The sequence below is a fragment of the Polaromonas sp. P2_G11 genome (assembly GCF_056403595.1).
On the sequence record NZ_JBFUFE010000003.1, the window covers coordinates 1 to 26,022 of the forward strand.

Annotated in this window: 28 protein-coding genes; 3 read left to right on the top strand and 25 right to left on the bottom strand. The window is 60.8% G+C overall.

Features of this window, described 5'->3' with window-relative positions; all coding sequences use genetic code 11:
* The first annotated feature begins 571 nt into the window (after positions 1–571).
* The 3 genes from AC1DWQ_RS10720 to AC1DWQ_RS10730 are packed head-to-tail and all read left to right on the top strand — an operon-like array spanning position 572 to position 3,948.
* On the top strand, positions 572–2,884 hold the full coding sequence (locus AC1DWQ_RS10720; protein ID WP_477669629.1) for a YcaO-like family protein: 2,313 nt from the start codon (positions 572–574) through the stop codon (positions 2,882–2,884).
* A gap of 13 nt (positions 2,885–2,897) precedes the next feature.
* Complete coding sequence (locus AC1DWQ_RS10725; protein WP_477669630.1) at positions 2,898–3,482, top strand: tetratricopeptide repeat protein; 585 nt, start codon at positions 2,898–2,900, stop codon at positions 3,480–3,482.
* 34 nt (positions 3,483–3,516) lie between these two features.
* Positions 3,517–3,948, top strand: a complete 432-nt coding sequence (locus AC1DWQ_RS10730) for a hypothetical protein (protein ID WP_477669631.1) — start codon at positions 3,517–3,519, stop codon at positions 3,946–3,948.
* A 50-nt stretch (positions 3,949–3,998) separates the two neighbouring features.
* On the opposite strand, the gene AC1DWQ_RS10735 is transcribed toward AC1DWQ_RS10730, so the two are convergent.
* The 25 genes from AC1DWQ_RS10735 to AC1DWQ_RS10855 all read right to left on the bottom strand — a co-directional run bounded on the left by AC1DWQ_RS10735 (position 3,999) and on the right by AC1DWQ_RS10855 (position 26,007).
* Positions 3,999–5,246: a tetratricopeptide repeat protein gene (locus AC1DWQ_RS10735; RefSeq protein ID WP_477669632.1), complete on the bottom strand. Its 1,248-nt coding sequence runs from the start codon at positions 5,244–5,246 to the stop codon at positions 3,999–4,001.
* Between the two features lie 36 nt (positions 5,247–5,282).
* Complete coding sequence (locus AC1DWQ_RS10740) at positions 5,283–6,125, bottom strand: sigma-70 family RNA polymerase sigma factor (RefSeq protein ID WP_477669633.1); 843 nt, start codon at positions 6,123–6,125, stop codon at positions 5,283–5,285.
* Positions 6,126–6,139: 14 nt separating this feature from the next.
* On the bottom strand, positions 6,140–7,030 hold the full coding sequence (gene fliP / locus AC1DWQ_RS10745) for a flagellar type III secretion system pore protein FliP (RefSeq protein WP_477669634.1): 891 nt from the start codon (positions 7,028–7,030) through the stop codon (positions 6,140–6,142).
* Positions 7,027–7,578, bottom strand: a complete 552-nt coding sequence (locus AC1DWQ_RS10750) for a hypothetical protein (protein WP_477669635.1) — start codon at positions 7,576–7,578, stop codon at positions 7,027–7,029. The genes fliP and AC1DWQ_RS10750 overlap by 4 nt, the downstream gene beginning before the upstream one ends.
* A complete protein-coding gene (locus AC1DWQ_RS10755; RefSeq protein WP_477669636.1) occupies positions 7,575–8,015 on the bottom strand; it encodes a FliM/FliN family flagellar motor switch protein in 441 nt (146 codons plus the stop codon). Before AC1DWQ_RS10755 ends, AC1DWQ_RS10750 begins: the two co-directional genes overlap by 4 nt.
* 38 nt (positions 8,016–8,053) lie before the next feature.
* Positions 8,054–8,986 carry a hypothetical protein gene (locus AC1DWQ_RS10760; RefSeq protein WP_477669637.1) on the bottom strand — a complete coding sequence of 311 codons (933 nt, stop codon included), beginning with the start codon at positions 8,984–8,986 and terminating at the stop codon, positions 8,054–8,056.
* Positions 8,986–10,176 (bottom strand): flagellar hook-basal body complex protein, encoded by a 1,191-nt coding sequence (locus tag AC1DWQ_RS10765; protein WP_477669638.1) that lies wholly within the window; start codon positions 10,174–10,176, stop codon positions 8,986–8,988. Before AC1DWQ_RS10765 ends, AC1DWQ_RS10760 begins: the two co-directional genes overlap by 1 nt.
* 37 nt (positions 10,177–10,213) lie before the next feature.
* Positions 10,214–10,624 (bottom strand): flagellar hook assembly protein FlgD, encoded by a 411-nt coding sequence (locus tag AC1DWQ_RS10770; RefSeq protein ID WP_477669639.1) that lies wholly within the window; start codon positions 10,622–10,624, stop codon positions 10,214–10,216.
* Positions 10,621–11,421 carry a hypothetical protein gene (locus AC1DWQ_RS10775; RefSeq protein ID WP_477669640.1) on the bottom strand — a complete coding sequence of 267 codons (801 nt, stop codon included), beginning with the start codon at positions 11,419–11,421 and terminating at the stop codon, positions 10,621–10,623. Before AC1DWQ_RS10775 ends, AC1DWQ_RS10770 begins: the two co-directional genes overlap by 4 nt.
* Positions 11,418–11,939 (bottom strand): hypothetical protein, encoded by a 522-nt coding sequence (locus AC1DWQ_RS10780; RefSeq protein ID WP_477669641.1) that lies wholly within the window; start codon positions 11,937–11,939, stop codon positions 11,418–11,420. Before AC1DWQ_RS10780 ends, AC1DWQ_RS10775 begins: the two co-directional genes overlap by 4 nt.
* The gene (locus AC1DWQ_RS10785; protein ID WP_477669642.1) at positions 11,936–13,399 is read right to left on the bottom strand and encodes a FliI/YscN family ATPase; all 1,464 of its coding nucleotides are present in this window, start codon (positions 13,397–13,399) and stop codon (positions 11,936–11,938) included. The genes AC1DWQ_RS10780 and AC1DWQ_RS10785 overlap by 4 nt, the downstream gene beginning before the upstream one ends.
* Complete coding sequence (locus tag AC1DWQ_RS10790; RefSeq protein WP_477669643.1) at positions 13,396–14,166, bottom strand: FliH/SctL family protein; 771 nt, start codon at positions 14,164–14,166, stop codon at positions 13,396–13,398. Before AC1DWQ_RS10790 ends, AC1DWQ_RS10785 begins: the two co-directional genes overlap by 4 nt.
* Positions 14,163–14,804 carry a hypothetical protein gene (locus AC1DWQ_RS10795; protein ID WP_477669644.1) on the bottom strand — a complete coding sequence of 214 codons (642 nt, stop codon included), beginning with the start codon at positions 14,802–14,804 and terminating at the stop codon, positions 14,163–14,165. The genes AC1DWQ_RS10790 and AC1DWQ_RS10795 overlap by 4 nt, the downstream gene beginning before the upstream one ends.
* Positions 14,801–16,261 carry a flagellar basal-body MS-ring/collar protein FliF gene (gene fliF / locus AC1DWQ_RS10800; RefSeq protein WP_477669645.1) on the bottom strand — a complete coding sequence of 487 codons (1,461 nt, stop codon included), beginning with the start codon at positions 16,259–16,261 and terminating at the stop codon, positions 14,801–14,803. The genes AC1DWQ_RS10795 and fliF overlap by 4 nt, the downstream gene beginning before the upstream one ends.
* A gap of 9 nt (positions 16,262–16,270) precedes the next feature.
* Complete coding sequence (gene fliE / locus AC1DWQ_RS10805; RefSeq protein ID WP_477669646.1) at positions 16,271–16,579, bottom strand: flagellar hook-basal body complex protein FliE; 309 nt, start codon at positions 16,577–16,579, stop codon at positions 16,271–16,273.
* Positions 16,579–17,043 (bottom strand): flagellar basal body rod protein FlgC, encoded by a 465-nt coding sequence (gene flgC / locus AC1DWQ_RS10810; RefSeq protein ID WP_477669647.1) that lies wholly within the window; start codon positions 17,041–17,043, stop codon positions 16,579–16,581. Before flgC ends, fliE begins: the two co-directional genes overlap by 1 nt.
* Positions 17,044–17,077: 34 nt before the next feature.
* Entirely contained in the window at positions 17,078–17,461 is a 384-nt protein-coding gene (gene flgB / locus AC1DWQ_RS10815; protein ID WP_477669648.1) for a flagellar basal body rod protein FlgB, read from the bottom strand.
* A 28-nt stretch (positions 17,462–17,489) separates the two neighbouring features.
* Positions 17,490–18,536, bottom strand: coding sequence for a flagellar basal body P-ring protein FlgI (locus AC1DWQ_RS10820; RefSeq protein WP_477669649.1), 1,047 nt, complete (start codon positions 18,534–18,536; stop codon positions 17,490–17,492).
* Positions 18,537–18,670: 134 nt separating this feature from the next.
* Positions 18,671–19,300, bottom strand: a complete 630-nt coding sequence (locus AC1DWQ_RS10825; protein ID WP_477669650.1) for a flagellar basal body L-ring protein FlgH — start codon at positions 19,298–19,300, stop codon at positions 18,671–18,673.
* Positions 19,297–20,325: a flagellar basal body P-ring formation chaperone FlgA gene (flgA, locus tag AC1DWQ_RS10830; RefSeq protein ID WP_477669651.1), complete on the bottom strand. Its 1,029-nt coding sequence runs from the start codon at positions 20,323–20,325 to the stop codon at positions 19,297–19,299. The genes AC1DWQ_RS10825 and flgA overlap by 4 nt, the downstream gene beginning before the upstream one ends.
* Before the next feature lie 10 nt (positions 20,326–20,335).
* The gene (gene flgG / locus AC1DWQ_RS10835; RefSeq protein WP_477669652.1) at positions 20,336–21,130 is read right to left on the bottom strand and encodes a flagellar basal-body rod protein FlgG; all 795 of its coding nucleotides are present in this window, start codon (positions 21,128–21,130) and stop codon (positions 20,336–20,338) included.
* A gap of 35 nt (positions 21,131–21,165) precedes the next feature.
* Complete coding sequence (locus AC1DWQ_RS10840) at positions 21,166–21,960, bottom strand: flagellar hook-basal body protein (protein WP_477669653.1); 795 nt, start codon at positions 21,958–21,960, stop codon at positions 21,166–21,168.
* Positions 21,961–21,999: 39 nt separating this feature from the next.
* On the bottom strand, positions 22,000–24,087 hold the full coding sequence (gene flhA / locus AC1DWQ_RS10845) for a flagellar biosynthesis protein FlhA (protein WP_477669654.1): 2,088 nt from the start codon (positions 24,085–24,087) through the stop codon (positions 22,000–22,002).
* Positions 24,084–25,169: an EscU/YscU/HrcU family type III secretion system export apparatus switch protein gene (locus AC1DWQ_RS10850; RefSeq protein ID WP_477669655.1), complete on the bottom strand. Its 1,086-nt coding sequence runs from the start codon at positions 25,167–25,169 to the stop codon at positions 24,084–24,086. The genes flhA and AC1DWQ_RS10850 overlap by 4 nt, the downstream gene beginning before the upstream one ends.
* A complete protein-coding gene (locus tag AC1DWQ_RS10855; RefSeq protein ID WP_477669656.1) occupies positions 25,159–26,007 on the bottom strand; it encodes a flagellar biosynthetic protein FliR in 849 nt (282 codons plus the stop codon). The genes AC1DWQ_RS10850 and AC1DWQ_RS10855 overlap by 11 nt, the downstream gene beginning before the upstream one ends.
* Between the last annotated feature and the right edge of the window lie 15 nt (positions 26,008–26,022).

Consider the following 26,022-nt stretch of genomic DNA (forward strand, 5'->3'; position numbering starts at 1 on the left):
ATTGACAAACGCCTGCTCGCCGCTTCGCCCCTGGCCGGCCGCCCCCAGCAGCCCGCCTCGCCCCAGCGTGGCCAATGACGTTGAACCCAAGCCCAGGCTATTGCCGCTGACGATCGCAACCATGTGATCTACCTAATGGTGAACCGCCGGCTCGGGCCCCTGCCCCTCACCCCTCCTCCAACCCTTTGGAGAACTGCTCAACGGTATTTCATCAATACATCCTCACATTTACCACTTTGTTTAGGAAAACCCTCAATCACCAGACCAACAGGCCATGCCATTTGCGGCGCAAGGCTTGATTTACCGGGATAGTGCAACGGCTGACGAGGTAGCCATGACAAGTGACAGCGGAGAACAAACGAATGCGATGGTCCGCAGAAAAAACAAACAAATTCCGAACTGCGCGGATATATTAGTGAGCGCTTCGCCGATGGGGCCGGAGCCTCTCCACTCTGTCCCGCACAACTCCGCGCGCCAGGCAGCCTATTACCCTCTTCGGAGACATCTACGTGCCTATTGACATCCGCATGACCCGCCCGCCGGCCGGGAATCTCCGGGACGACGCCTATGGGTGGATCACAGCATTCCCGCAATGACTCGCACAGGTACGCACAACAGCATCCTGAACCCCAGAGTGCCGGCGGCCGTCGAAGCCTGCCTGACCGATTGGGATCGCCTGGCGCCCATGCTGGCGGGCGCCAGTTGCATACGCAGCAAAGGCCGCAAAGCCATGCTGGTGGTTCGCCATGCGAGCGAGATTGTCGAGATAGAGGCGCCGGCGGTCCTGCTGGAGCATGTTTTCGCTTTATGCGACGGCACCCGCACTGCCAACCAGGCCGTCAGCAGCATTGCCGATACACAGGCCCGTGCAAAGTTTTCCGAATTCCTGACTTTTCTGCTCAGCGAAGGCGCATTGATCGATGCCAGCCTGGCGAGTGCTCATGCGGCGCGTTATGCGTTCCAGCTCAGCCCTTTGGGCATCAGAGCATCTCCCGCGCTCACTAACGGCATCGCGGGCCGGTTCTTGTGGAATACCGAGCAAGCGCCCAGTGCCTTGCCCGAGGCCGCCGTCACGGTGGAAAGTGCACCGCTTGACAGATTTCTGTCCTCCCGCGTAACCAGCAATACCTTTGACGATCGCACGGTATCCGCTTCTGCGCTGCATCAGCTGCTGTGGTCGCTTGCCGGGGTTGTGCACATCAAACATCCTCGCACAGGCTATTTGCCTCATCGGGCCCTTGCTTCAGCGGGAGGGATGCACCTGCTGGAAATTTACCTGGCACTGCAGCGCCAGGTCGATGGCTATGCGCCGGGGGTGTACCGCCTTCACTACCCGCAGGAGCGCATGATTTACCTGCAGAAGATCGGCGAAACTGCGGCGCAACTACCGCGCGCCTTCCTCAAGCCGTGGGAATTAACCTATGCCACAGGCGCTATTTTTATAGCGGCCGATCCCGCTATCGGCGCGATGCGCTATCGCAGCCGTTCGCTGCAATACCTTTTTATGGAAGCAGGAGCCGCGCTGCACAACGGAGCCTTGAGCGCCGATGCACTGGGCCTGGGCTACGCGACGATCGGCGGTTACCAGGAGCAGCCCATCGCCCTCATGTGCGGCTTGCACCGCCAGTTGCTGTTGGGCACGGCGATGTTTGGTGCCAAACCCTCACCCGAACAAATCGAGGCAGCTTCCCACGCTGCGAAAATTGATTTTTCCTGGGCGGATGTCGAATCTTCCAGTCCTCACCGTGGTGTACACCTGGCCCGGGCACGGACAGACGCGGTTGGGCCGCACGCCTGGGGTAGCCACACCGATCCAATGCAGGCGGCCCGCCAGGCCATTCAAAACGCCCTCGCGCACGCAGGTCATCAACAAGTGCACAAACTTGTCCAGGGCCGTATCAGCGAGATCGGGGACGCGCAGAACCCTGAGCAATTCGTGCGCTATGCGGACGTACAGTACAAACTCCCCAATTTCCCCTACCTGCCGTTTTCGCAGTCGCAGGTCTACCCTTGGGTTGAAGGGGTAGACCTCTGCACTGGAAAATCAGTTCATGTCCTGGGAGAGCTGGCTTTCTCCCGCGCTGGTCTGGCGGCCTTGGGGCACTGTCCGCAAAAATGCTATACGCAGGCCAACTTTTCCGGTTGCTGCAGCGGCACATCCCAGGAAGACGCGACGGTGCGGGCTTTGCATGCCGCCATCGAACAAGACTCACTGATGAGGCACTGGCTGGCCCAAAAACCAGGCATTGTTCACCCGCCAGCGCAATGGCCCAGGGAGTTGGCTCAGCGCCTCGATGCGTTTGCAAGCGAGGGATGCATCATCACGGTCCAGCGACTCTCCACGGAGTACGCCCAGGTCGCGATGGTCTCTGCTCAGCACGAGGAAAGGCATTTCACGGCTACCGCAAGCGCGGCAGGCTCCTGCTTTACCGACGCCGTCAACAGCGCGATCGATAAACTGGAAGCGAGGATTCATGCATGGATGCGAGGGTACCTTCCCCCTATCAAACTTGCAGAACAGGTCGAAACGGCCGAACACCATTTTGGGCTGTATGGACTCAAACGCCATTTCAGGCGCGCCGACAGAATGTTGTTCCCGTCCGGTGAGGTGACCGGCACCCCTTGGCCGACAGCGGAGGCGAATTACTCGCTAGACTTGCTGCTTGGGCGTTTTTCCGGGAAAGGCCTGTGCCCTGTCGCCATTGATATCACCCCCCGGCACTCCCTTGTCGATCAGGGCCGAACACAGCTTACGGTCGCGAAGGCCCTGGTGCCCGGCCTGCTTCCTGTTTCATTCGGTCACCAGCGGGAACCTCTGGGAATGGTTCCACGCAGTCACCCCGGCGCAAAATTCCCTCACCCGTTCAGCGAATTTCGAATCTGAAATGATGCCCACCATGACACAAATACCTTCCGCGCGTTCGCAGGCACAGGCTCTGCTCCAACAGGGCATTGAAGCCGGCAGAAACCAGGTACAAGCACTTGATTTTTTTCATGAGTGCGCGGCAGTCGACCCCACTTGGGGCATCCCGCTGTTTCTGATCGGCTCGCATCACGCGGCTCACGGAGAGATGGAACAGGCCGAACTGGCGCTTTCCAATGCCGTCCTGCTCTCGCCCGAGTTCACCATGGCAAGGTACCAGCTTGGAACATTGCAATTCAGCGCAGGCAGGGCTGCGGCGGCATTGGTGAGCTGGCAACCTTTACTCGACCTCCCTGAAAGCGACCCGCTGCCGTATTTCGTTCGCGGCTACGCGGCGCTCGCCCAAGACGACTTCGAAAGCGCCGTCAAGCACTACGAAGACGGTTTGGCGAGGAACACCGAAAACGAAGCTCTCTCTGGCGACATACGCAAAATCATCGCCCGAATAGCCGAATTGAAAGAATCGACCTCGGACCTTGTTCTACCGAAAGCGACAGACGGGGCCGAAGAAAACCATGTGCTGCTTTCAAACTACCAGCGCCATAACCACCCGAATTGAGATGGCTAACCCCATCTGAATTTAACCCAGTCCCATGCCCATCATTGATCCTTCTTCCCGCCTCGGGGCGTTTCTTCGCCCCAACGCCACCGACCCCAAAAGGCCGGCGCCGCCTGATGCTCCTTCGCAGGGGAAAGCCTCCGAGCTCCAGCGGGGACAAGCAGGGAACACCAACCCGTTTCTCGACTCGCTGGCACTGCTTGAGCCCAAACTCAAGCAACAGCTGCTGCAACGGATTCGTGCGCTTTCCAGAGAAGACTCACGGCAGCCACGCAAGGTATTCCAGCTGTTCATGGAATCCGTTCTGATGCAGGAATTCGTCGGCGACGCAGCGCAGGACGTGGACTGGAAGCGGCTGGCGGACCCGGTCCTGGACCAGATGGAGTTCGACCCAGAGCTGGCCTCCGCGATCAAGGATGCAGCTCGCTATCTCGTCGACGCAGCGGCCGCCATACCGCAGGTCTGAAAGGCGATATCGGTAGACAGTCCTAGGGGTTCTCGGCCTCACTCCACGGACTAGCCTTGCGGTGAATTTCCCGTGAAATCCGGAACGCTCACACCGGACAGGTTCTTCCGGCTTGCGAGCAGCCGTTGCGCGAGTTTTCGGATAGCAACTTCATCCTTCACCTCTCCATTGAGCAAAGCTTCGGCATAGCGTCCCGACAAATTATTTTTGTCCAGGCCTATGGCACGCTCCGCATGCTGTCTGGCTTCATGTGTTTGCTTTTTGAGCGCCAGCACGACCGCCATGCCGCCATGGCTTTCGGAAAAGTTGCGGTCCATCTCAAGGGCTGTGGAAAAACTGGCCTGCGCCGCCTCAAGGTCGTGATCGAGCAATTCCGCCCAGCCCTGGCCGTGCCACGTCCCGATGTGACCGGGCATGCCCTGCAAAGCGCGCGCAAAATCCTGCCGGGCCAGCTTCAGGTCACCTTTCAGTAAATGTGCAAATGCCCGCCCAGACCATGCACGACCGTCCGAATGATTGAGCTGCAGAGCCTTGTCCGCCCAGTCGATGGCTTCATCCGCTTTTCGCATACCGAGGGCCAAAGTCAATTGCGTGACGAAAATCTCGGCCGGAAGAAGGCTTGGCGGTGTTTGCAGTTGTGCTTGCTGTAACGCCAAATCCACCCAGCGCTGCGCACTCACCGCATCCCCCGCATCTATGGCGATCAGGCTTGCTATTGCGGCGGCGCTAGCGCGCAGATTTTGCAACTTTTCGGCCTCCCGAACCCAATTGCAGGCGCGCTCCAGTTCGGCCGTACGATGAAGCGACCGTAGCCACAGCTGTTGCAACAGTTCTCCTGCCAGCGAGGCTCGCGCAATACCCTCATGCGAAAGTCCCGATGCCGCACTGGTGAAAATTTCCATGTATTCCGCCAACTCGGAAACACACTCGGCGTACCGACCCTGCCTGAACTCGATATAAGCAAGATTGTGCAAAACCACGGCGGTGAACTCCGGGGGAACCCCATCGACTTGCTGCAAAACTTTCAGTGCTGCCGTGGCCTCCGGGTAAAGCTCCTGCGCCAACAGCAAATCGCCCTCCTTCAGACGCCACGACAACGCATCGGCCTGGAGCACTTGCCCATGACGCAGATAGAAGGCTGCGCGATCCCATTGCCTGCATTGCAAAGAAAGATCAAAAGCCTCTGCGAGCAACTGTAGATTGCCTGGATCTGTTTTCAGGTAGCCTTCGAGACGATCAAGGCGGGCAAGTTCAGCGGAGGCCACGTTTGCACCTTCAGTAGACAGATCGTTATTCATTGATAAACATCCATGTAACTCATAAAAAAGTCAGGCTTAAGCCAGCACATCGCAACCTTGTCGCGCCAGGCCTTGCCTCAAACTCCGGAGCGCCTGGTGGTGGATCTGGGAAACACGACTTCGCTTGACTCCCAGCATCTTTCCAATGTCATCGAACGAGGTCTCTTGAAGATAGTGATAGCGAATGACCGTTCGTTCCTGTTCCGTGAGCCCTTTGAGGAGATTGGCAAGAGTCTGCTGCAAGCGTTGCAGTTCGGTTTTTTTAAAATAAGTCACCTCAGCAGAAGCTTCGGCGGCCTCCGAATGAAACGCCTCAGCATCTATCATCCCGGTGCCTTCGAGCATGACTCCCAGGGCCAGGCTCATACCGACTTCGGCGAGAAAAGAAAACAGGAACTTCGGATCGTTCATCCTGGATGAAAGCTCGGCGCCTTCGGTCGCCGCCAGAGCCGGATCCAGTTTCTCCAGCGCCGCCGCTTTGGCGGCATTGAGGCGCTCGCGGCGCAACTCGCCCTGGACTGCAATCTGCTGGTTCTTCTCCGTCAACCGGGCAAGCCCGTTAAGGATGGAACCCTGCATTCTGCGGGCGGCAAAAGTCCTGAACTGCGCTCCCAGCGAAGGCTCATAGCGATCAAAGGACTCCAATAGCCCCACACTGGCAAGCTGAAGATAGTCATCGAACTCCACTTCGTCGTGGGTGCGGCGCGCGTAAAAAGTCGCAGCGACGATGCGAGCATATGGCAAGTGCATGGAAAGAAGTTTCTCGCGGGCGGGGGCCGCACGCTGGTCTATCCACGCTCGCCACAGCAGCAGCTCATCATCCCCCAGTCCTGAAGGTGGCGCAGACTGGGACGGCTGATTGTGTGCTGTCTTCGGCATGGTGGACACGGGGCTCAATGAAAGCTGCCAACCAGTGCCTTGAGCACAAGGCTCCATCCATCGACCAGGATGAACATCAGTATCTTGATGGGCAGGGCAATGGTGGTCGGCGGCATCATCATCATCCCCAGGGCCATGAGGATGCTCGACACGATGAGGTCTATAAGCAAAAACGGCAGGAAAATCACAAAGCCGATCTGGAACGCCGCGCGCAGCTCGGACAGCATGAATGCGGGGATGAGCTGCACATTGCTAATGTCATCCATGGTCTGCGGAACCGGGGCCTTTGACAGTTCCACCATCAATGCCAGGTCGGGCTCACGCGTCTGTCGGACCATGAATTCACGCAAGGGACCCACGCCTTTGTCGTAGGTTTGTTCCATGCCGATCCGCCCCGCCATGAACGGCTCGAAAGCATCCACATTTATTTTCTGCAGGACCGGCGACATCGTGAACATCGTCAAAAACAAGGCTAAGCCGATCAGCGCGGTATTGGGTGGCGTCTCGGGCATGCCGATGGCATGGCGCAGCATGGACAGCACGATGATGATGCGCATAAAACTGGTGAGGCATACCAGCAACGCCGGCAGTATCGCAAGAACCGTCAGGCCGAGCACGACACGCAGGGCTTGCGAGGTTTCCGTGGCGGGTGTTTTACTTGCCGCGACAGCAACCGCGGGCGCGCGGCGGGCCGCTGTGGGCGTCGGCGCTCCGGACAGCATCGGGCTGGCCTTTAGTTGAATCTCAGGCTCGCCAGCCGAATTTCGAACCACCGCGGTTTCGGCGCTCATCGCACCTTCCGCGACATCCGTCGCTTGGGCATGCACGCCCACCCATGACACCATACCGATGAGGATGCCCGCAACCCAACGCAACAACAGAGCGGCAAACGATGAGCGCCTCATGTTGCACCCTCTGGCTGCGTCGGAACGGGATGGTTTTGTCCGGCGGTGCTCGCAGACGACTCAACCACCGCGTGCTCTGACAGCAAGGTCATGGCCTGGTCGGTACAGCCGATCAGCAAACGACGCCCTCGCCATTCGATGTCGTGAACACTGTGCTTGGGTGATAGCCGGGTCGCCCCATGGAGCAGAACATCCCTGGACGAAGCACCACCCCACCAGCTTGAACGCTTTGCGGCGTCAACGCCGGCAGTCGGCCGGCGATTTCGCCATATCCAGATGGCAAAACCCGCAAAGCCAAGCGCCAAAATCGCCGTGATGGCAGTCAGCGGCGGCCCCTCACCGCCGGACGACGAGGCCGAGTCCTGCTTGAAAGGAATCGTTTTGGGCAAAGCGATGGCGCTTGTGGCAGCGGAGGCGGAGGACGCTCCCGCCGATGCAGCCGTGCCTTGGCTGAACGCGGTGGCATGGCTGACCAACAGGCAAACCGCCGCCACTTTCAGGGCGCGGAAAAAATAAGGCAAACGCTTGAGCAAACCGGCAAGCCTCATGGCTTGACTTCAGCCAGCAAGCCACTTTGAAGATCTAGCGGCAAAGGCAACTCCGTGATGCGAACCGCGAAATGTTCGTCCAGCGCCACCAATTGGCCGCGGGCAACCACCTGGCCTTCGAGCAACAAATCGACAGGCTGGCCCACAGTCCGGTCCAGCACCAGCACCTGATTTTTCGCGGCGGACATCAGCTCGCCCACCGTAAGCGTTGCCGATCCCAAGTAGACCTGCAACGTGGCCTTCACCTGGTGAATGGGATGAGCAGCATGACCCTCGGGCCGCCAGTTCTTTTTCTCGGGAGCTGCCGCGTCGCTCGGCTGATGCCTGTCGTTGGCCGGCGCATGGGGAAATGTGATCGGTCGTACCGTAAGAGCCGACACGTCAGGCTTTTCGGCATCGGCGCTTGAATAAGCAGGGTTTTGGGGTGGCGGGTTCATGATTTTTTCAGCAGCTGTATTCACGTTATGTCTCAGGGTCATTTGGGGGTAGCGGTGAGTTCCAGGGATTTAAAGCCGCTTGTTTGTGTCATCCAGGCATGCGCCACTTTTTCGCGATTCTCTGAGAAGACCTGTGAAGGGTGGTCCAGCGGGTGCTCAAGCGCGATGACGTCACCGACCCGCAGGCCTTGGAGCGCGCCCAGCGAAATGGTGCATGGAAGCAAATAGGCATCGAGCGCCAGCGTGCGTTGGCGCAAGGCCTCATCGACGCGAACGCGGTCGGCTTGCCTGAACGGTTTCTGCGTAGCGCGCGGCTTTTCCTCGCCGGCCTTGGCGAGGATGGCGTCCACGCTGGCCGCTTCCAGCGCCACCGTCCATTGCAGGTCCGCGGCGGAGAACTCGACCAGCAAAGTGCCGGAAAATTCATGCGGGCACGGCCAGTCGACCGTTCGCCCCTCCATCTTCAGCGGCGTGCCAGCGACAGCACCGGGCGGTGTACAGGCAATAGCCCATCGCTGCTGGAAATCCTGCCACATGGACCGCGCCATCTCCGCCGCCATAGATGCCAGCGCCGGAGCGGGTTCGGGCAACTGGCGCTCGTCCGCCGTGCCCCATAGCCAGGTGGCAAAACGCTCCACCGGGAATTCAGGTGCCGCCACATCAACATCGCCCGCACGGCAGCGCATTCTCAGCAAACCGGCGCCGGGATCGGAAGGCTCGCAAACCAGCCATTTTGGATTCCAGGCGGCGTACACCGGATCGACGGCACCGCGGACCACAACCTGAAAACTCTCTGCGTCCAGACTCTTGCCACGCCAATCCCATGCACTACGCCACGACATAAGCATCGCTGAAATAGTGGCGCTCACACGTGCGCGCCGGTCAGTGGAAAATACCCTGAGCTCGCGGAGTTTTGGAGCGGCGTCGGCTTCCGACACCAGGACTTTCCCTGCAACAGAAGCATCGGCCATTATTTGCCTTTCAGCGCAAACAGTTCCTGCAGCATCTCATTGGCCGTCGAGATTACCTGCGAGCTCGCCTGAAAGCCTCGCTGCATCACCACCAGGTCGCTAAACTCCTGCGAGAGGTCCACGTTGGCAATCTCCACGGAAGAGGAGCGAATCGAACCAAAGCCGCCCTCCTCCGCGCTGCCTGTCACCCAGTGCTCCGGATCCAGCGCACTGAACTGGTTGTCGCCCACCGTACCCACCGCATCCAGCGAGTCGAAGCGGCCAAGGGCCAGGCGCGCGCCCTTGACACTCTGGCTGTTCGAATAACCTAGCACCAGGGTCCCCGTGGAATCAAAACTGGCCTGGGTCAAGGCACCCGGCGTGACGCCATCCTGCGAAGACATGGCGAGCGTGGACAGGTTGCCCGCCGCAAAGGAGGTCACGTCGGTGCTGAAGTCCAGCAGCAGCGGAATCGCCGCGCTTCCAACTGGCGTATAGCTCACGCTGAGTTTCGAGGTCGCTGCGGTCGGCTTGCCGTCAAAAAAAATAATCTGGCGGGTCGCAACCACCGTGGTGCCGTCGAGCAATTCAACCTTCCAGCTTCCAGCTGTTGTCGCGTCCGTGTTGGTGAATTTGACGCTGAGGGTATGGGCGCCGCCCAGCGCATCGATGACCCGTACGCCGCCGACAGTCTGGTCGGTGAGGGTACTGGAAATATTGCCGTTGAACTTGACATTCGCGGTAGCCTTTCCCGCATTGGTGCTCAGCCCGGCGAGGCTGATTTCGGTGAGGCCTCCGTCGGAGCCACGGCCCATGACTTTCGCGTTGTCCCCCTGGTTCACGAGCACGCCGTCACCATTGAATTTGAACTGGCCCGCGCGCGTATAGGTGATCTTCCCCTCCGCGTCCCTGAGGATGAACAGCCCCTGGCCGTCGACAGCCATATCCAGCGGATTGTCGGTTTGGCGAATTTCGCCTTGTTTGAACGAGAGCACGGTCGAGCCCGCATTCAGCCCGTAACCCAAGCCACCGTAGCTGCCCGAACCACTGCCACTGGCCAGATTGCTGTTGGAATAAAAGAGGTCGGAGAACTGCAGGCTGGAGCCCTTGAACCCCGGGGTATTCAGGTTGGCCGTATTGTTGGCGATGACACGCAAACCTTTGGAATACCCCAGCAGACCGGTCATCCCTACGTAGATCGAATCAAGCATTTTTTTCTCCCCTTGTACCGTGCATGTTTGTTGCGCCTTAGCGTACCGCGACGATCTGGCTGATGCTGATGCCGTCGATCACCGCCCCAGAGGCGGTTTTCACGCTAAGGGCCGGCGAGCTTCCCTGCAGGGACAGCGCCATGACGGTGCCCGTCAGCGTACCCGAGGCGGTAGTGGCATCGACGGTGCGTCCAATCAGCCCCACCGACTGCAAGGCTGCCTGGTTGTTGATCAGGGTCTCGATTTTCGTGTTGAGCTGCTGGGTCTGCTCGACGCCGGTGAACTGCGCGATCTGAGCCATGAACTCCTGGTTGTCCATTGGCTTGAGCGGGTCCTGGTACGAGAGCTGGGTCAACAACACCTTCAGGAAGTCCTGGAGCCCCAGGCTGCTGGCCTGCAAGTTGGACGAAGAACCGCTTGGGGGGGCGCTGATCGCGGAGATAGTCATGGAAACTCCTTGGACTGTGTGAAATAAGGAAACTCTGGAATGAACGAGGAAGAAACTTCAAAAACGGTCTTGCCATTGCAGACCAGCTTGACAAGCCTGCTGCGCTGCCCCTGAAGGCAGGCTCTGATGTGGGGCAGAAGCTGCGCGAGCTGCTCCTCCCCGGAGTCGGCTCGGGCATCAACGCCTAGCCATACGGCGACATCGTGCCCGTGCCATTCGGCATGCAGGCGTATCGCCTGCGAATCGAGATCGGCCTCTTCGCTTGGTGAGCCCAGTCCTGCCGGTACATTGAGCGCATCCGCCATGTCCCCGGGATCAGTCGGAGGCGCCAAGCCCACCACCTTCAGGCGCGAGACGCCTGCCAGCGCAAGCGCCAGACTGGCCGCCCGTATATCCGTGACAAGCATACGGCTGGCTTCGGGCTTGGGCGCTTGCACGACCATCAGGGCCGCTGCCTGTATCCCGGGCCCACGATTCGGCACAGGACCGGCGCCCATCAGAGGCGGTGTCACCCTGCGTCCGTCCGCCTTCACCGCATTGTTGGACGATGCGGGGCGCTGTGCACCTGAATTCAAAGTAGCCTGGCTGGTAGTGCCTTCGGGCCGACCGTCGCTGCGCGGTGCAGCTTGTCGCGGTTTGAACCAGGTGTCCAGTTGCGCCCGCTCCATCTCGCGATTCCAGGCACCGGCCGATTGCGGCTGATCGCCGGCAGCCGCTTGCTGCAATCCCGCCCCAGCCTTGGCCACCAGTCGCAACGCTCCAGGATCTTCCCGGAGCGGGAACAACGGAGAACTCATGCGCCGCCTCCGGGTTCAGTCGGGGAGGTCGCGGGCGCCCTGTTGAAGGCCTCGCGCGTCATCCAGTCCCGGTCGGCTTCTGTCGCGTGAAGGCGCGACTGCTCACGCACGTAAGTATCGATGACGGCCGATTCGTGGGACCGAAACCCTTCAAGCCGGGTTTCGGCCGCCCGGCACAGCAGCAAGAAGCCATCGCGTGCCTTGTCCAGCACGGCCACTTGTGCCTGAATCTTCTCCATCGAAGCCTGCAGCTGCGCCAGGTAGAGCAGTCCGGCCTGGTGCATCGAAGCGTCCAGGCGCACCTGGAGCTGCTGCCCCAGCTTCTCGGATGTCTGCCTGTGCAGACTTTTCGTGGCGCTCAGCGCGGCCCGTGCCGAGGCCAGTTCGTGCTGCGCTTTGGCAAGTTTTCCGTTCAGCTCGTCAAGCTCCCATTGGGCTCGCCTGGCCAAAGGCTCCAACGGATATTTGAACCCGCGCAAATCGCCTTTTCCCGAATTTTTGTAACCCGGCAGATTCATCTCGAGCCTCCCGCTTTGATGCCCGGCATGGCTGCCGGAACAGCTACGGCTTCAGCCATGCAGGCCCGCAACTGCTCCAGCGCACGTGGCCGGTCAAAACCACCGTCCCGTTGCGTCATCCACTCTCGAAGTGCCGTGTCACGCCGCAGAGCCTTGTCCAGTTGCGGATTGGTTCCGGCTTCATAAGCGCCAATCTCCACCATCTGGCGATTGCGCTCCATCAGTGAAATATGCTGGGTCACGCGGTTGACAAGCTCACGCTCGGCGGCATCCGTGAGGTCCGTGCGCAAACGGCTGGTGCTTTGCAGAACGTCGATAGCGGGATATTGGCCGGTATGGGCCAGCGAGCGCGACAGCACGATGTGGCCGTCCAGTATGGCGCGCAGGTTGTCCGAGATGGGTTCGTTGAAATCGTCACCTTCGACAAGAACCGTCAGCAAGGCCGTGATCGCACCGCCGCTGTCCGATGTTCCGAAGCGTTCGCACAGTTGCGGCAACTCGGCAAACACCGAGGGCGTATAGCCCCGCGCTGTGGGTGGTTCACCCGCCGAGAGGCCGACTTCACGGCGAGCCATCGCCAGCCTGGTGACCGAGTCCATGGTGAGAAGGACCTGCCGTCCCTGGTCCCTGAAGTATTCGGCGATCGCGACGGCCGCATGGGCGGCGCGAATCCGGGCCAGTGCGGGTTGGTCTGCGGTAGCGACTACAACAACGGACCGCTGCAGACCCTCGGGCCCCAGCTGCTTGTCGATAAAGTCCCGGACTTCCCGCCCGCGTTCGCCGATCAGCGCGATGACGTTGATGTCGGCCTTGACATGACGCGCAATCATGCCGAGCAAAGTGCTCTTTCCGACGCCGCTTCCCGCGAAGATTCCGACGCGCTGGCCCTGGCCCAAAGTAAGCAGGCCGTCGATCGCCCGAATGCCGGTTTCGATGATGCGGGCAACCGGCGGTCGCTTCATGGGATTGACGGGCGCGCCGTGCAAGGGGACGTCGCGAACCGTGGCAGGCCGCGCATCGCCATCCAGAGGCTCGCCAAAGCCGTCTATCACGCGGCCAATCTGGGCAGGACCCACCCCAAAGGTCGATGCCCGGCCCAGTGCAACCACCTCGGCGCCAGCGCTGACGCCCTGAAGCGAGCCATAAGGAAGCAGCGTGACATGGCCGGCATGCAAACCCACTACCTCGGCCAATACCCCCGCATTCGCCGAAAACAAATCGCCTGCCGGGTCCGATCCCGACGGGTCATGGGGCGCCAGGCGCGGACGGATCCGGCACAACTCGCCCACCACGGCGTCCGGCCCTTGCGCCTGGATGGCCAAACCCTGGACCTGGCGCACCCAGCCTACACGCCTCATCAGTTCCTGCTCCCGCACAGCTTTTCGATAGGCGCTCAGCCCCGGACTGGCGGCCTGGCCTGCAAGGTCGGAAACGGCCGGGGAGCCCGGGTTGGAGTTCATGCCGGGCGCTCCGCTCGGCGTGTCGCCCGGGTCTGAAGCAGCATTGTTTTGAGCGCCTCAACCTGCACATCAAGGCGGGCGTCGAGCGCGCCCTCGGGGGAACGCAACATGCAGCCGCCCAAGGCGACCTCAGTGCTGGCAACCCACCGCGTTGTGTGATTTCTCTGTGATGCGATGCGGGCTCCCAAATCTGTATCCGCTTCAAGCCACTGCAGGTCTTCGGGGTGGACGTGAATTTCGAGCGCCGCTTTTCCTCGCCAATGGGCGAGCGCGTTCACCACGCCCGCCTTCAGCATGTCCCGGGTGGGGACCGTTTCGCCCAGCACCCGGCAAAACGCCTCAAAAGCGAGCGCCACCATGTCATCCTCGGCGTCATCCAGAAAGCGGTTTTTCTGCCCAACTATCGCATCAGCCATTTGCCTGATCTTTGCCAGCGCATCGACCAGCTTCTGCTGGCCAGCCTCATGGTCTTCAAGAAGCGCATGGCGCTCCTGTTCAGCGCGCTCCAGCGCCTGTTTCATGCCCGCCTCATAACCGTCTTTTTGACCCTGAACCCTGCCTGCCTCGTACCCGAGGGTGCGCGCTTCCTGCCGGACCTGTCCGAGGCCCGCATCAGGCTCCTGCAACGCGCGGCCGGTCATCAGGGTCGCTGATTTATCGGCCATCGGACGCTGCAAGGGCAGCACTGCAGGCGCGCGCGACGCCACGCGCAGCTCGAGCGGCGCGCCCTCCACGGCGCCTCTGATAACAAAACCTTCCGGGCTCACTTGTAGGCCCTCATGGGTGCAATGATGCTGGACCAGAACCGGCGCCGTTCCTGCCACCAGCGTGCAAAACCGCCCCGGTGCGCGCTGGTCGCGTTCTGCGGGGACGCTGAGGCCTCGACGGTTCGGTAGCGTCGCAGCAAGCGCCGCAATAGCCCGAGCCGCAGCTGAGCGGCCTGGTCTGGGGTCGCCCCAGCTCTGCTGTCCAGGCTGTCGACCTGCAGGCGCAAAGAGAGCCGCCTGTGCGTCTCAAGTGCCGCCAGCAGGGAATCGGCCCAAGACCAGGATTTCAAAGAGAGCAGGAAGGCCAGCAACGCAACAGGTTCAGGTTTCAGGAGGGGCAGCAACAGATCCACACGTGCCGCGTCAAGCGCATACATCAGGGCTTCGACGGACAGTTCATCGATATGAGCGTGGCCCGCAGGAGCAGACTCCTGTGGTGCCGCATCGCCCAGGCGCAGCTCGTCAAGAAGCCTCGGGTCGGAAGGGATGCCCAAGTCGCGCAACTCCTCCAGCAAGGATTGCAACTCGGCCGCCTCGATAGCAGGGAGTTGTTGCAACAGCCATGCGGCGTCGTGCGGCGCCATGGCATGCAAGGTCAATGCAGCCTGCCGCGCATTGGAAGAGGATTCCGGTCTCATGGCTTCAGTCCTGCGGGCGGGGCTTCCTGCTGCATCCAGGCCCGGACCTGCCGCAACGCCGATTCGCGCTGCTCTTCGGTCATCGCGGGATCGGCGGTTTTGCGCTTTTGCAGCAGAAACCACACCAAGCCGCACAGCATCACCAGCAGCAATCCCGCTATCGCCACGACGGGCGTCGGCGTTTCGCCCGACGCCGCAGCGCCTGGCCCTGTGGCTCGAGGCGAATCGCCAGCAACGTCAGGAATTGCCGGCAGGGGAAGGGCGCCATTCTTCAGGCTCTGCACAACTACGGTGTCGCCCCGTTCGAGTGAAGCCCCCACAGCTGCGGCAATGACTTTCCGGGCTTGCTCTTCGTCGGCGGCGTCCAGCGCTTTGCGCACAACGGCCACCACTTGTATGCGGCGTATCGACCCCGGCTGGCTGACCACCTGCTCGACCCTTCGCCCAACCTGATATTCCACTTCCCGTTGTACGCTGCCATTCACGCCAGTACCAGTACGCGCGTCGAGCGGCGCCACCCCGGTATCGCGCACAGACTCGCGTTCGCGCACCACCACGCCGGCAGGCGGCTTGTTTTCTCGCCCCGGCGCCGAAATCACTTCTTCGGTGGTGATGCGTATCTGATCCATGTTTAACAGGACGTCCACACTGGCGAGCGCTTGGCCCGCGCCAAAGCTCTGGTCCAGCACCAAGGCCGCCTTGCGGGCAAGGTAATCTTCGGTTTCTTTTTTAAGGTCGAGCCGGCTTGAGCTGTTTGCGAGCGCCGCGCCGTTTTCGGCATTGGTGGCCACTCGACTCAGCGCGATGCCCTGGTGGTTGACGACGGCGACATCGGCAGAGGTCATTCCCGGTGTCGCTGAAGCGACGAGGTGCTGAATTCCGAAAACCTGCTCGGGACGCAGGTTCTGGCCCTGTTTGAGCGTCAGGGTAATGGCGGCCTTCGGTTTACTGCTCGCCTGCTTGAACAGGCCCTGCTCCGGAAGCGCCAGATGGACGCGCACGTCGCTGACCTCCGCCAGGGACAGGATGGTTCGTGTCAACTCGCCTTGAAGCGCTCGCTGATAGTTGATCTTCTGGGCGAATTCGGTCATGCCGAAATCGGTATTGTTGAACAGCTCAAACCCGACCACTCCCTGTAAGGGGATTTCCTTGCCCATCAGCTTGATGCGCGTTGCGTGCACCTGCGTTTTGTCGACAAGAATGGTCGAACCGCTTTCGGCGAGGCGATAGGGCATCTTTTGCTTGTCGAGCTCCGTTGTCATCGCCAGCGCATCCTGGGGCTTCAGGTCAGTGAACAGCACCTGGTATTCCACTCTGAACGCCCACCATGCAAAAAAGACCACAGCGCCCAGGAACAACACCAGCGCTCCAACCAGGAGCGCACGCGCCGGCTGGGTGAGCCCTTTCCAGAAATCGATCATTGCTTCAGCTTTCTTCTTTAAAACAGGTTCGAACAAGCCCCGTGGCTATATCTGCATCTTCATGACGTCCTGGTACGCCTCAAGCAGGCGATTGCGAACCTGCATCATCAGCTGAAAAGCAATCCGGCTTTCTTCCATGCGGATCATGACCTGGTGCAGGTTCTGGACGTCCCCCACGGCCAGCGCCTGGAGATCGCCCTGCGTGGCGAGCAGCTGTTCGTTGACCTGCTGCAGGCCCTGGGTGACCATGGCGCCGAAGGACCCCGCGCCCTGCAGTCTTTCACTCATCGGCTGGAACTGGGAAATGTCGACGCTTGTTGCCGCGGCAATGGGTGCGATCATTTCGGTGCTCATCATGCGCCTCCAATTTCGAGTGCCTTCAAAGCCATGGTGCGTGCCGAATTCATCGCTGCCACGTTGGCCTCATAGGAGCGCATGGCGCTCATCAGCGTCACCATCTCGGTCGCGCTATCCACACCGGTGTAAGCCACAAAACCCTTGTCGTTGGCCAGCGGGTGACCCGGTTCATAGACCATTCGTGGCGGCAAATCAGTCGGCTCAACCGACACCACGGCAGGTGCCGATGTACCGGTCAGGCCTGCACCGTTAACCCCGCGGCTGAAAAGATCAGCGAATGCCGGTGAGCCGGATGCCACCATCGCGGCAGCTCGAGCCACCACGCGGAGCGGCCGGTACTGGGGACCGCCCGTCTCTTGAATGGTGTTGGCATTGGCCAAATTGAGTGAGGCCACGTCGGCGCGCGTGCGCTCCAGGCTCATGCCGGCGGCGCTGATGGCAAAGGAATCGGAGTAATCCATAGGTGCAGGTCCAATACGTGAGTGATCGGTCGAACTATTTCTTGCCTTCCGTCGCTGCCGACGAAAGCATGGCGAGGTGGCGCGAAAGCCCTTTCACCAGCGCCTGGTACTGGACCGCGTTACGGGCCATGTTCCCCACCTCGACATCCAGCTCTACGCGCGCCGGCTGGCCGTCGATGCGCAGCATCGGTTGTTGCCGGAACTTCATGTCTCCCAACGCCGCCTCGTCGAGCCGGCCGCGTTCGCGCAGGGCTCTGCGGGCCTGTTCAAGCTGGCCCTCGAAGTCAAGGGCCTGCGGCACAAAGCCTTCCGTATTCGCGTTGGCGATGTTGTTGGCAATGACTTGCTGCCTTGCCGAAGCCGCGTCAAGCGCCAATGACAGCGCGGCCGTCGTAATGGATTCGATACTGTTGGACATGGGTGTACCTCTGGTGTAGACGTCGGAACTACTGGACGACGAGTTCGGCATGCAGGGCGCCGGCAGCCTTGACGGCCCGCAGAATCGAGATGATGTCGCGGGTGTTGGTCTTTAGTTTGGCGAGCGACTGGACCAGGTCTGTCACAGTGGTTCCGCCAGCCACAAAACCCGGGCCGTTGCGCTCATCCACGTCGATCCGGGTATTGCTAACCAAGGCGGTGCGCACGCCCGGCCCGGCCTCGCCGATAAAGAAGGGTTGCGAAACGCCGTTCTGCTCGGTGATGGCAATCTTCAAATCACCATGGGTGATGGCTACCTTGGCGATGCGCACATCCCCGCCCGCAACGACTGTGCCCGTGCGTTCGTTGATCACCACTTTGGCCCGCCTGTCGGGCTCGACCGTGACGGACTCCAGGCGCGACAGGAAAGCTACCAGGCTGCCGCGCTGGCTTTCCGGCACATCGATGTCGATGCCTGAGGCGTCGCGCGCCTGGGCCAGGTTGGCACCCAGCTGGGTGTTGATGGCCAACGCAATCCGGTTCGCCGTGGTGTAGTCCGGCTCGGCAAGCAGGAAGGTTACGTTGGGAATGGCGGTGCCGGTGGATCCGGGCTCCATGGGGGCTTTGGCCGTGCCGACCTCAACGGTCGCGCCATTGGGCACCGCTCCCACTGTCGGGTGGTTCTTCTGCAACACGTTGCCGTTGGAATCATAACGGTAGCCTCCAACCGACAGCGGCCCCTGCGCCAGTGCATAGACACGGCCGTTCGCCGCTTTCAACGGCACTTGCAACAAGCTGCCGCCCACCAGGCTGCGTGCGTCGCCTGTCGAAGACACCGTGATGTCCAATGTGTCGCCGGGCCGGGCGAAACTCGGCAGCGAAGCGCTGACCATGACGACAGCCACATTCCGGCTTTGGATCTGTTCAGGCGGCACGCTGAGATTGAACTGGGACATCGCATTGGACAATGCCTGCCGGGTGGCCCGGTTCGTCGGTGAGTCGCCCGTTCCGGCGAGGCCGGTCACGATGCCGGTACCCGTCAATGCGTTGTCTCGCCACCCCTGGAGTTTGCCCAAGTCCTTGATTCGGATCAGGCCAGTCTGACCATGCGAAGCCGGTGCCACCAGACAGAGCGCACAGCAAATGAGTACCGGAATGATACGAAGCCGGGAGACAAACCTCGACTGCAGAAATGAAGTGAGCGCCATTTTCAAAACCCTGTCCAATCGAGCAATTTCCGCCACCAGGGCCGCTGGTTGCGTTCAGCGATATCGCCCTCGCCGACATAGGTGATTTTCGCGTCGGCCAATCTCGTGGAAAGAACGATGTTGCCGTCGGACACGTCCACGGGCCTCACGCGCCCCTCGAGCGTGACGCGTTGCGGTTCCTGGTTGACCGTCAGCATCTGCTCGCCCGTCACTGCCATGTCGCCGTTAGGCAAAATCTCGCGAACCGTCACCGACAGCGTGACCAATAGCCGGTTGGCGCGCTGGGTGCGCCCCCCGCCGTCAAAGTCGCTGGCCACGTTGACGCCCGTCTGGGCTTTGCTTTCACCACGGTGGCTCAGGTCCGCCGACAGGCTGTTTTTTCTTCGGGTGTCCGTGTCCGCGCTGCTGCTGGCACTGGAGTTTTCAAACACCTGAACGGTGAGGACATCTCCCACGCGAAAGGCCTTGTTGTCGGCCGTCAAGGGGCGATAAGTCTTTTCATCGTAGAGGCTGACTCCCTGCGCATGCGACAGGCAGGCCCAGCAGCACAGCACCAGCCCCAACGCGGCCAGGCGCGCGGCTGCAAAGTTGTTCCGCAATTCATTGCCAGGTTTGGAAGCTGAAAAAATCATGGGTACATCTCCACACGGCCCGGGCCTGCGACCCGGGCTAACAAACTGGCCGTAGCATTGACGGGCTTGACTTGAACCATCTGGCCGGCGCGGCCGTCCTGCAGCACTTCCGCACGGCTCTGCACATTCAGGCCGGCCTGGCGCGTTTCGAGCACGGCCCAGCTCCCGCGCGCCACATCGGGAACGGCTTCCGTGTGGGCCGCCGTCAAGGTTTCGCCGGCCCGAATCGGGCGGCGCAAACGCTGGCCGTCAGAAAACTGGCGCGCCGGATTTTTCTGCGAAGCTGCGGCTGCGGCAATGTTTTGTTCACGCAGCTCCACATCGCCCGCCAGGAGGGACGCACCTGCGGGAATGTCTCTGGTGGCAACCACCACCGGCCCGTAGACCACAACCTCAAAAACGACCGCCACCGATCTTTGCACTCTGCCAGCACTGCCCACATCGATCCAGACCGTCATTCTGGAAGCCAGTGCCGCCGCACCCTGAGCACGGGGATTGATCTCCACCAGTTCATCGGCGACTACCAGGTCGCGCGGCACGGTCACCGGCTGCAGTTCGATGCGAGTGCCGGCCGGTAGTTGGCCGCGCAGTTGCTGCCGGAGTGTCTTGTCCGCGAGGGCGACGATATCCTCGCCGGGTATGTCGCGGCTGCGCAGGCTGATGTCAGTGAACGCAGCGCCCTGCCAGGTGATTTGATCTCCTTGAAGGCCCGCGTGACCCCGTATCCACCGGGCAAGGACATCCCGTTCCAGGACAAAGGACTGGCCGGCACGCGGCGCGCGGCCCAGCGGCAAAGCCATCAGGCGCCGCAAGGTCGCCGGGTCCGGGCTGGCAAGGCTGGCAACGTCGCCCAAGCGCACGTCGCTGTGGCTGACCTGCACATGCTCCGGCAGGCTGATACGCGCCATGCTCGCAGCGGTTTGTGCCTGAAGAGGCTGCGCGGGAGCCGCCCAGAGCGCAAGCAGGCAGAGACCCGCCGCCTCGACACCGGAAGGCAGGAACCCAAAAAAGCGAACACCACGCATCAGTGTTTTCTTAGCGGCGCAGCGCATTGACCATGCCGAGCATCTCGTCGGATGCCTGCACAACCTTGACGCTGGCTTCATAAGCGCGCTGCGCGATCATCAGGTTCACCATCTCGTCGACCAGCTTGACGTTGGAGCCTTCCAGAAATCCCTGGGCAATCCGCCCCAAGCCCTCTTCTCCAGGTTTGCCGACGACCGGGTCGCCGGCGGCCTCGGTCGGCCGGTAGAGGTTGTCCCCCTGCGCCAACAGAGCTTGCGGATTGGAGAATCGCACCAGGTCAATCTGCCCGATCTCCACAGGCGTGGCCTGATTCGCCAAACGGATCCGCACGGTGCCATCCGTGTCGATCAGCAAGGCCTGCGCATTGTCGGGAATGCTCAGGCCAGGTTTCAGCGCATAGCCTGCCTGGGTTGCCAGCAGGCCCTCCTTGTTGACCCTCAGCGTGCCGCCGCGCGCATAAGCCTGTGACCCATCAGGCAAAGTCACCTCCATGAAGCCGTCACCTTCAATTGCAACGTCGAACGCGGACTCCGTTTTCTTGAGGTCGCCCATGTCGAAAAGCTTGGCCATGCCGCCTATGCCAACGCCCGCCCCCACTCTCGTAACCGCATCCATGAGGCCCTGCGGCGCGCCGGCATTCGCCAAAGGGAGCGGCGCGGCCGAACGCGTGACCAGATCCGAGAACGTCAGTCGGCCTTTTTTAAATCCCGTGGTGTTGACGTTGGCCAGATTGTTGGCGATCGTGTCCACATTCATCTGCTGGGCCTGCATGCCGGTCGCACCAATATAGAGCGCATCGAACATAAAACTCCTCTGGTTTGTGTGTAGTGAAAACGGGCTCAGGCAAGATCGCCGAGCTTTCGAATGGCTGTCCCCATCATTTCGTCGTAACCTGTCGCGACCTTTTGCATCGACTCGAAATGCCGCATCGTCTGCATCAGTTGCACCATCTCCTGCATGGACGAAACATTGGAGTTTTCGAGAAAGCCCTGGCGTACCTGGACATCGACATCGTTCATCATGCCGGCCGGACTCTCCGAAGCGACAAGCCCCTCCCCGAGATGCCGGAGCGTCTGCGACGCCTCTAGCTGCATCACCTTGAGCTGGGCCACCGGCTCTTGCGCGGACAAGCGGTTGGCGGCAATGCCGGCTGCTCCGGACTTGGGGCCTTCAAATACATAGCCCCTGGAATCAATCGAGGGATTGCGTGTCGTCAAAAAGATGGCGCCGCCTTTACCCATCACCGGGTGTCCCTGGGCATTCACCAACCGCCCCTGACCGTCCAGGTGGAAGGAACCCTGCCGCGTGTAGGCCGGGCCGGACGCCGTTGAGACCTCAAAGAAGCCGTCTCCGTCCAACGCGAGATCCAGATTTTGTCCGGTGGACTTGAGTGTGCCGGGGCGAAGGTCCGTCTGCGTTTTCAGCAGGCCGCCGGTCGCGTCTACCTGCTGCGACAACGCATCGACCTGCGCGGAGAAGGAGGCGCCGAGTTGGGAATAGGGGGTGGGCTGGACCGAAACGACCTCCCGCTTGTAGCCTATGGTCAAGGCGTTGGCCAGGTTCATGCCGACCCTTTCAAGACGGATGCTGTCCTGGTGCATGCTTTGCAAAGCGACGGAGAGAATATTGGTCATGGTTCGGATTGAGTTGCAGGACAAAAATGCACGGGTTGCTTAAAAGCTCACCACACCATACGACTTGAGTTCGATGTTGTGCGGGATCTCGGCCATGGACAGCACACGCAGATGCGGCATTACCCGCTCGGACAAGGCACGCACGTGCCGGCGAAGCTCGGGAGAGCAGAGCAGCACTGGCAGCAAATTGCTTTTCATCATCTTTTCCGCTTGCTGCACCAGTTTGCCGATGAATTTTTCGGCCATTTGCGGTTCCAGGACGAACTGACCCGCGGCCTGGCTGGAACCCTCGGCACGGGAATTTTGCACGCCTTGAATGAAGCGACTTTCAATGGCCGGGTCGAGTGTGAGAACGTGCAACGCATTGGCCTCCCCGAGCAAGCCCTGGCATATCGCGGAACCCAGCCTGTGGCGCACAACCTCCGTCAGGTAGCCGGTCTCCTTGGATTGCCGGCCAGCGTCCGTGAGAGTTTCCAGAATCGCCTCCATATGCCGTATCGAAACCTTCTCTTTGAGGAGGTTCTGCAGCACCTTTTGCACGTCGCTGATCGAAAGGACTGTCGGCACAAGTTCTTCGACCAGGCCGGGCTGGTTCTGGCGCACCCGGCCCAGCAGGCGGTCGGTTTCGGCCCGTGTCAGCAGTGTGGAGGATTCGCGCCGCAAGACCTCGGTGAGGTGCGTCATGAAAACGCTGGAGGCATCCACCAGCGTGAACCGGGCGCGGGTGGCCGCATCCCGCTGTGACTCTTCTATCCAAACGGCCGGCAGGCCGTAGGTGGGGTCTTTCGTGACTTCTCCGGAAATGGCTGTCACGTCGCCCTGAGGATGAATGGCAAGCAGGCGGTCCGCGCGAACCTCACCCTTGGCACTCAGGGCCCCGTCAAGGTAAATCTCGTATCGGTCCGGCCCAAGGCGCGGTGCATCCTTGAAGCGTATGCGTGGCAAGACCAGCCCAAGCTCCTGCGCATGCTGATGGCGGAAGGCGGCAATTCTTTCGAGGAAAGAGCCACCCTTTTCGTTCACCAGAGGAACCCAGCGGGAACCCACCTGGACCTCGATGGGTTCAACGGTCAGGTGTGCATAGGGATCGTCCTTGCCGCCAGCGTCACTGCCGTCAGCCGATTTTCCCTCCTGGCCCGCCGCCGCTTCTTCCCTGGCAATGGCACCGGTATGCGCCCCGCGATACACCATCCAGGCGCCCAGCCCCGAAAGACAAAGCAGTATGAGCGTGGGGACCGCAGGAATACCAGGCAGGATCAACAGGCCCGCCAGGGCTGTAGCCACCAGCAGCAATGTTTTGGGAAATGAGGTGATCTGCCGCAAAGCCTCTTTGCTCAGGTTGGCATCCGAAGCCGAACGGGTAACAATGATCCCGGTTCCCAGGGCAATGACCAGCGCCGGCACCTGGGTCACGATGCCATCGCCTATGGTCAGCAGGGTATAGGTTTTGAGCGCATCACCCCACGGCAGGCCGCGCTGCATGATACCGATCAGCAAGCCTCCCACAATGTTGATGAGCAGTATCAGGATGCCCGCGATGGCGTCGCCTTTAACGAACTTGCTTGCGCCGTCCATCGCGCCGTAAAAAGCCGCCTCTTTCTCGATGTTCTTGCGGCGGCGCTGCGCTTCGGCCTGGTCAATGAAACCCATGTTCAGATCCGCGTCCACGCTCATTTGCGCGCCGGGCATGCTGTCCAGCGTGAATCGGGCGGCCACCTCGGAGACGCGCTGAGCGCCGCTGGTGATCACCACGTACTGGACGACGATCAGGATCAGGAAAATAATCAGGCCGATCACGTAGTTCCCGCCAACAACATAGGAGCCCACAGCGGCGATCACCCGGCCAGCGTCGCCGTCCGAAAGAATCAGGCGGGTGGCGGCGACGTTCAGCGACAGCCGGAACAGGGTGGCAATCAACAGCAGCGAAGGGAACGTCGAAAACTCGACAGGTCGCGCCATGTAGAACGTCAGCATCAGAATCAAAAACGCGAAGCTGAAGTTCAGCAGGATCAGGAAGTCCAGTAGCGGGCTCGGGATGGGCGCGAACAATACCACCAGTACACCCAGCACCAGCAGCACCATAACGATGTCGCTGTGTTTGGTGAGGAAACCCTGCAGGGCTTTCATGTCGCGGCCATCCCCTGCCGGCGTTCGCGCATGGCAAAGACCCAGACGATGATTCGCGCCACTTCGGCATACATGGCTTGGGGCACATGCTGTTCCACAGCAAGCTCGCGGAAGAGCCTGCGGGCCAGAACGGGGTTTTGCACGATGGGGATGTTGTTCTCGCTCGCTATTTTTCTCATGGCTCCTGCGACCCGGCCGGCGCCCTTGGCCACCATCTGCGGAGACGACATCTCGCCATGCCTGTAGCGCAAGGCGACCGCCACATGCGTCGGATTCGTCAACAACACATCGGCATTTTTTGTGTTGCGCACCGTTAGTGTGCGCTTCAGCGCTTCCCGACGCAGCTCCCTGAGCCGCGCACGGATGCGAGGATCACCTTCCCGGTTTTTTGATTCGTCTTTCAGTTCCCTGCGGCTCATCTTCATCTTTTTGGAGAACTCGCGCCGTGTGTACATCCAGTCCACGGCGGCGATCATCACCAGAATCAAAGCCATCTTCATGCTCAAAGAGGCCGCGTCCTGGAGCAAGGTGCGCAGGTAAGCCAGCGGTGAAAGGCCGGCCACGCCAAAGAAGTGAGGTGCCAGGCTTTTGAGCGCGAACCAGGAAACACCGGCAAGAAGCATCAGCTTGATGCAGGCCCTTGCCGCATCAAACAGGGTTCGCATCGAAAACACTTTCTTGAACCCGTTGACCGGATTGAGCCTGTCGAAATCCGCCTTGAGGGGATCCGTGGTGAACATCGGCCCTGTCTGCATCAGGTTGGCCAGCGCGGCGGTGAGCATGATGACGGCGAAAAAAGGCAGCAGCTGCATCATTGCCCCCTTGACCACCTGGGATGCAAGAGGCCACAGCGCTCCGCCATTGGGATCCAGACCAGCGATGCGAAGCAACAGGCTCTGGTCGAAAACGAATTGGTCCCTGACGCTGTCCCAGCCCTTCCATGTCAGGTAAACGGAAGCCACCGTCCACACCAGCGCCGAAATGACTTCCGGGCTTTTGGCGACCTGCCCTTTTTCCTGCGCCCTGAGAAGCTTGTGAGGCGTCGCCGCTTCATTGCGGTCAAGGTCTTGCTCATCGGCCATGGACGGCTCCCGGCGCAAATGTGCTTTGAGACGCATCCTGGGACAACATGGAATCCCAGGTCGTGTAGATGCTGCGGTAAACCCGCGTCATGACGCCACCTACGCCGGCAAACCACAGGGACAGCGTGATGAGCCCGACAACGATTTTCACGGGAATGCCGATGGCGAACATATTCATCTGCGGCAGGTTTCGCGCGACAACGCCGAGCGCCATTTCAACCATGAAGAGGCAGAAAACCACGGGCGCGACCAGGGCAAATCCCAGCGTGAACAAGGCGCTCACCTGTTTGAGCATCGCGACCAGGCCGTAGGCAGCCGACCACTGCGCTGCCACGGGAAACCGCTCAACGCTGAATGCGATGCCTCGCAGCAAAGCATGATGGCCGGCCAGCAGGAAGAACAGCAGCACGGCAAATGTGTTGAAGGCGGAGGTCAGGATCGGCACCTGCCGCCGAGTGACGGGATCGAACACTTGCGAGATGCCGAACCCGATCTGGATGTCAAGAATCCGCCCGGCGACATCAAAGGCCGCAAACGCCAGCAGCACACCGAGCCCGAGCGTCGCGCCCAGCGCGAGCTCCGCCAGTGCGGACGTAAACAGCGTCGCATGATTGGCGATATGGCCGCTTCCGACCGGTGTAAACCCCAGCGCAATGATGAACGACAGCGACAGCAGCATCAACACCCGCACCGTCGTCGGTATGGGCATGGCATAGAAAACTGGCGTCAGGATAAAAACACCGGCAACCCGTATCGAAAGCAGGATCACCGCCTCCAAAGGTGGCAATGCCCATTTCTGGGAAACCCAAGACCATCCGGCTCCAAGTTCAGCAATCACGCGTGGCGACCTGGG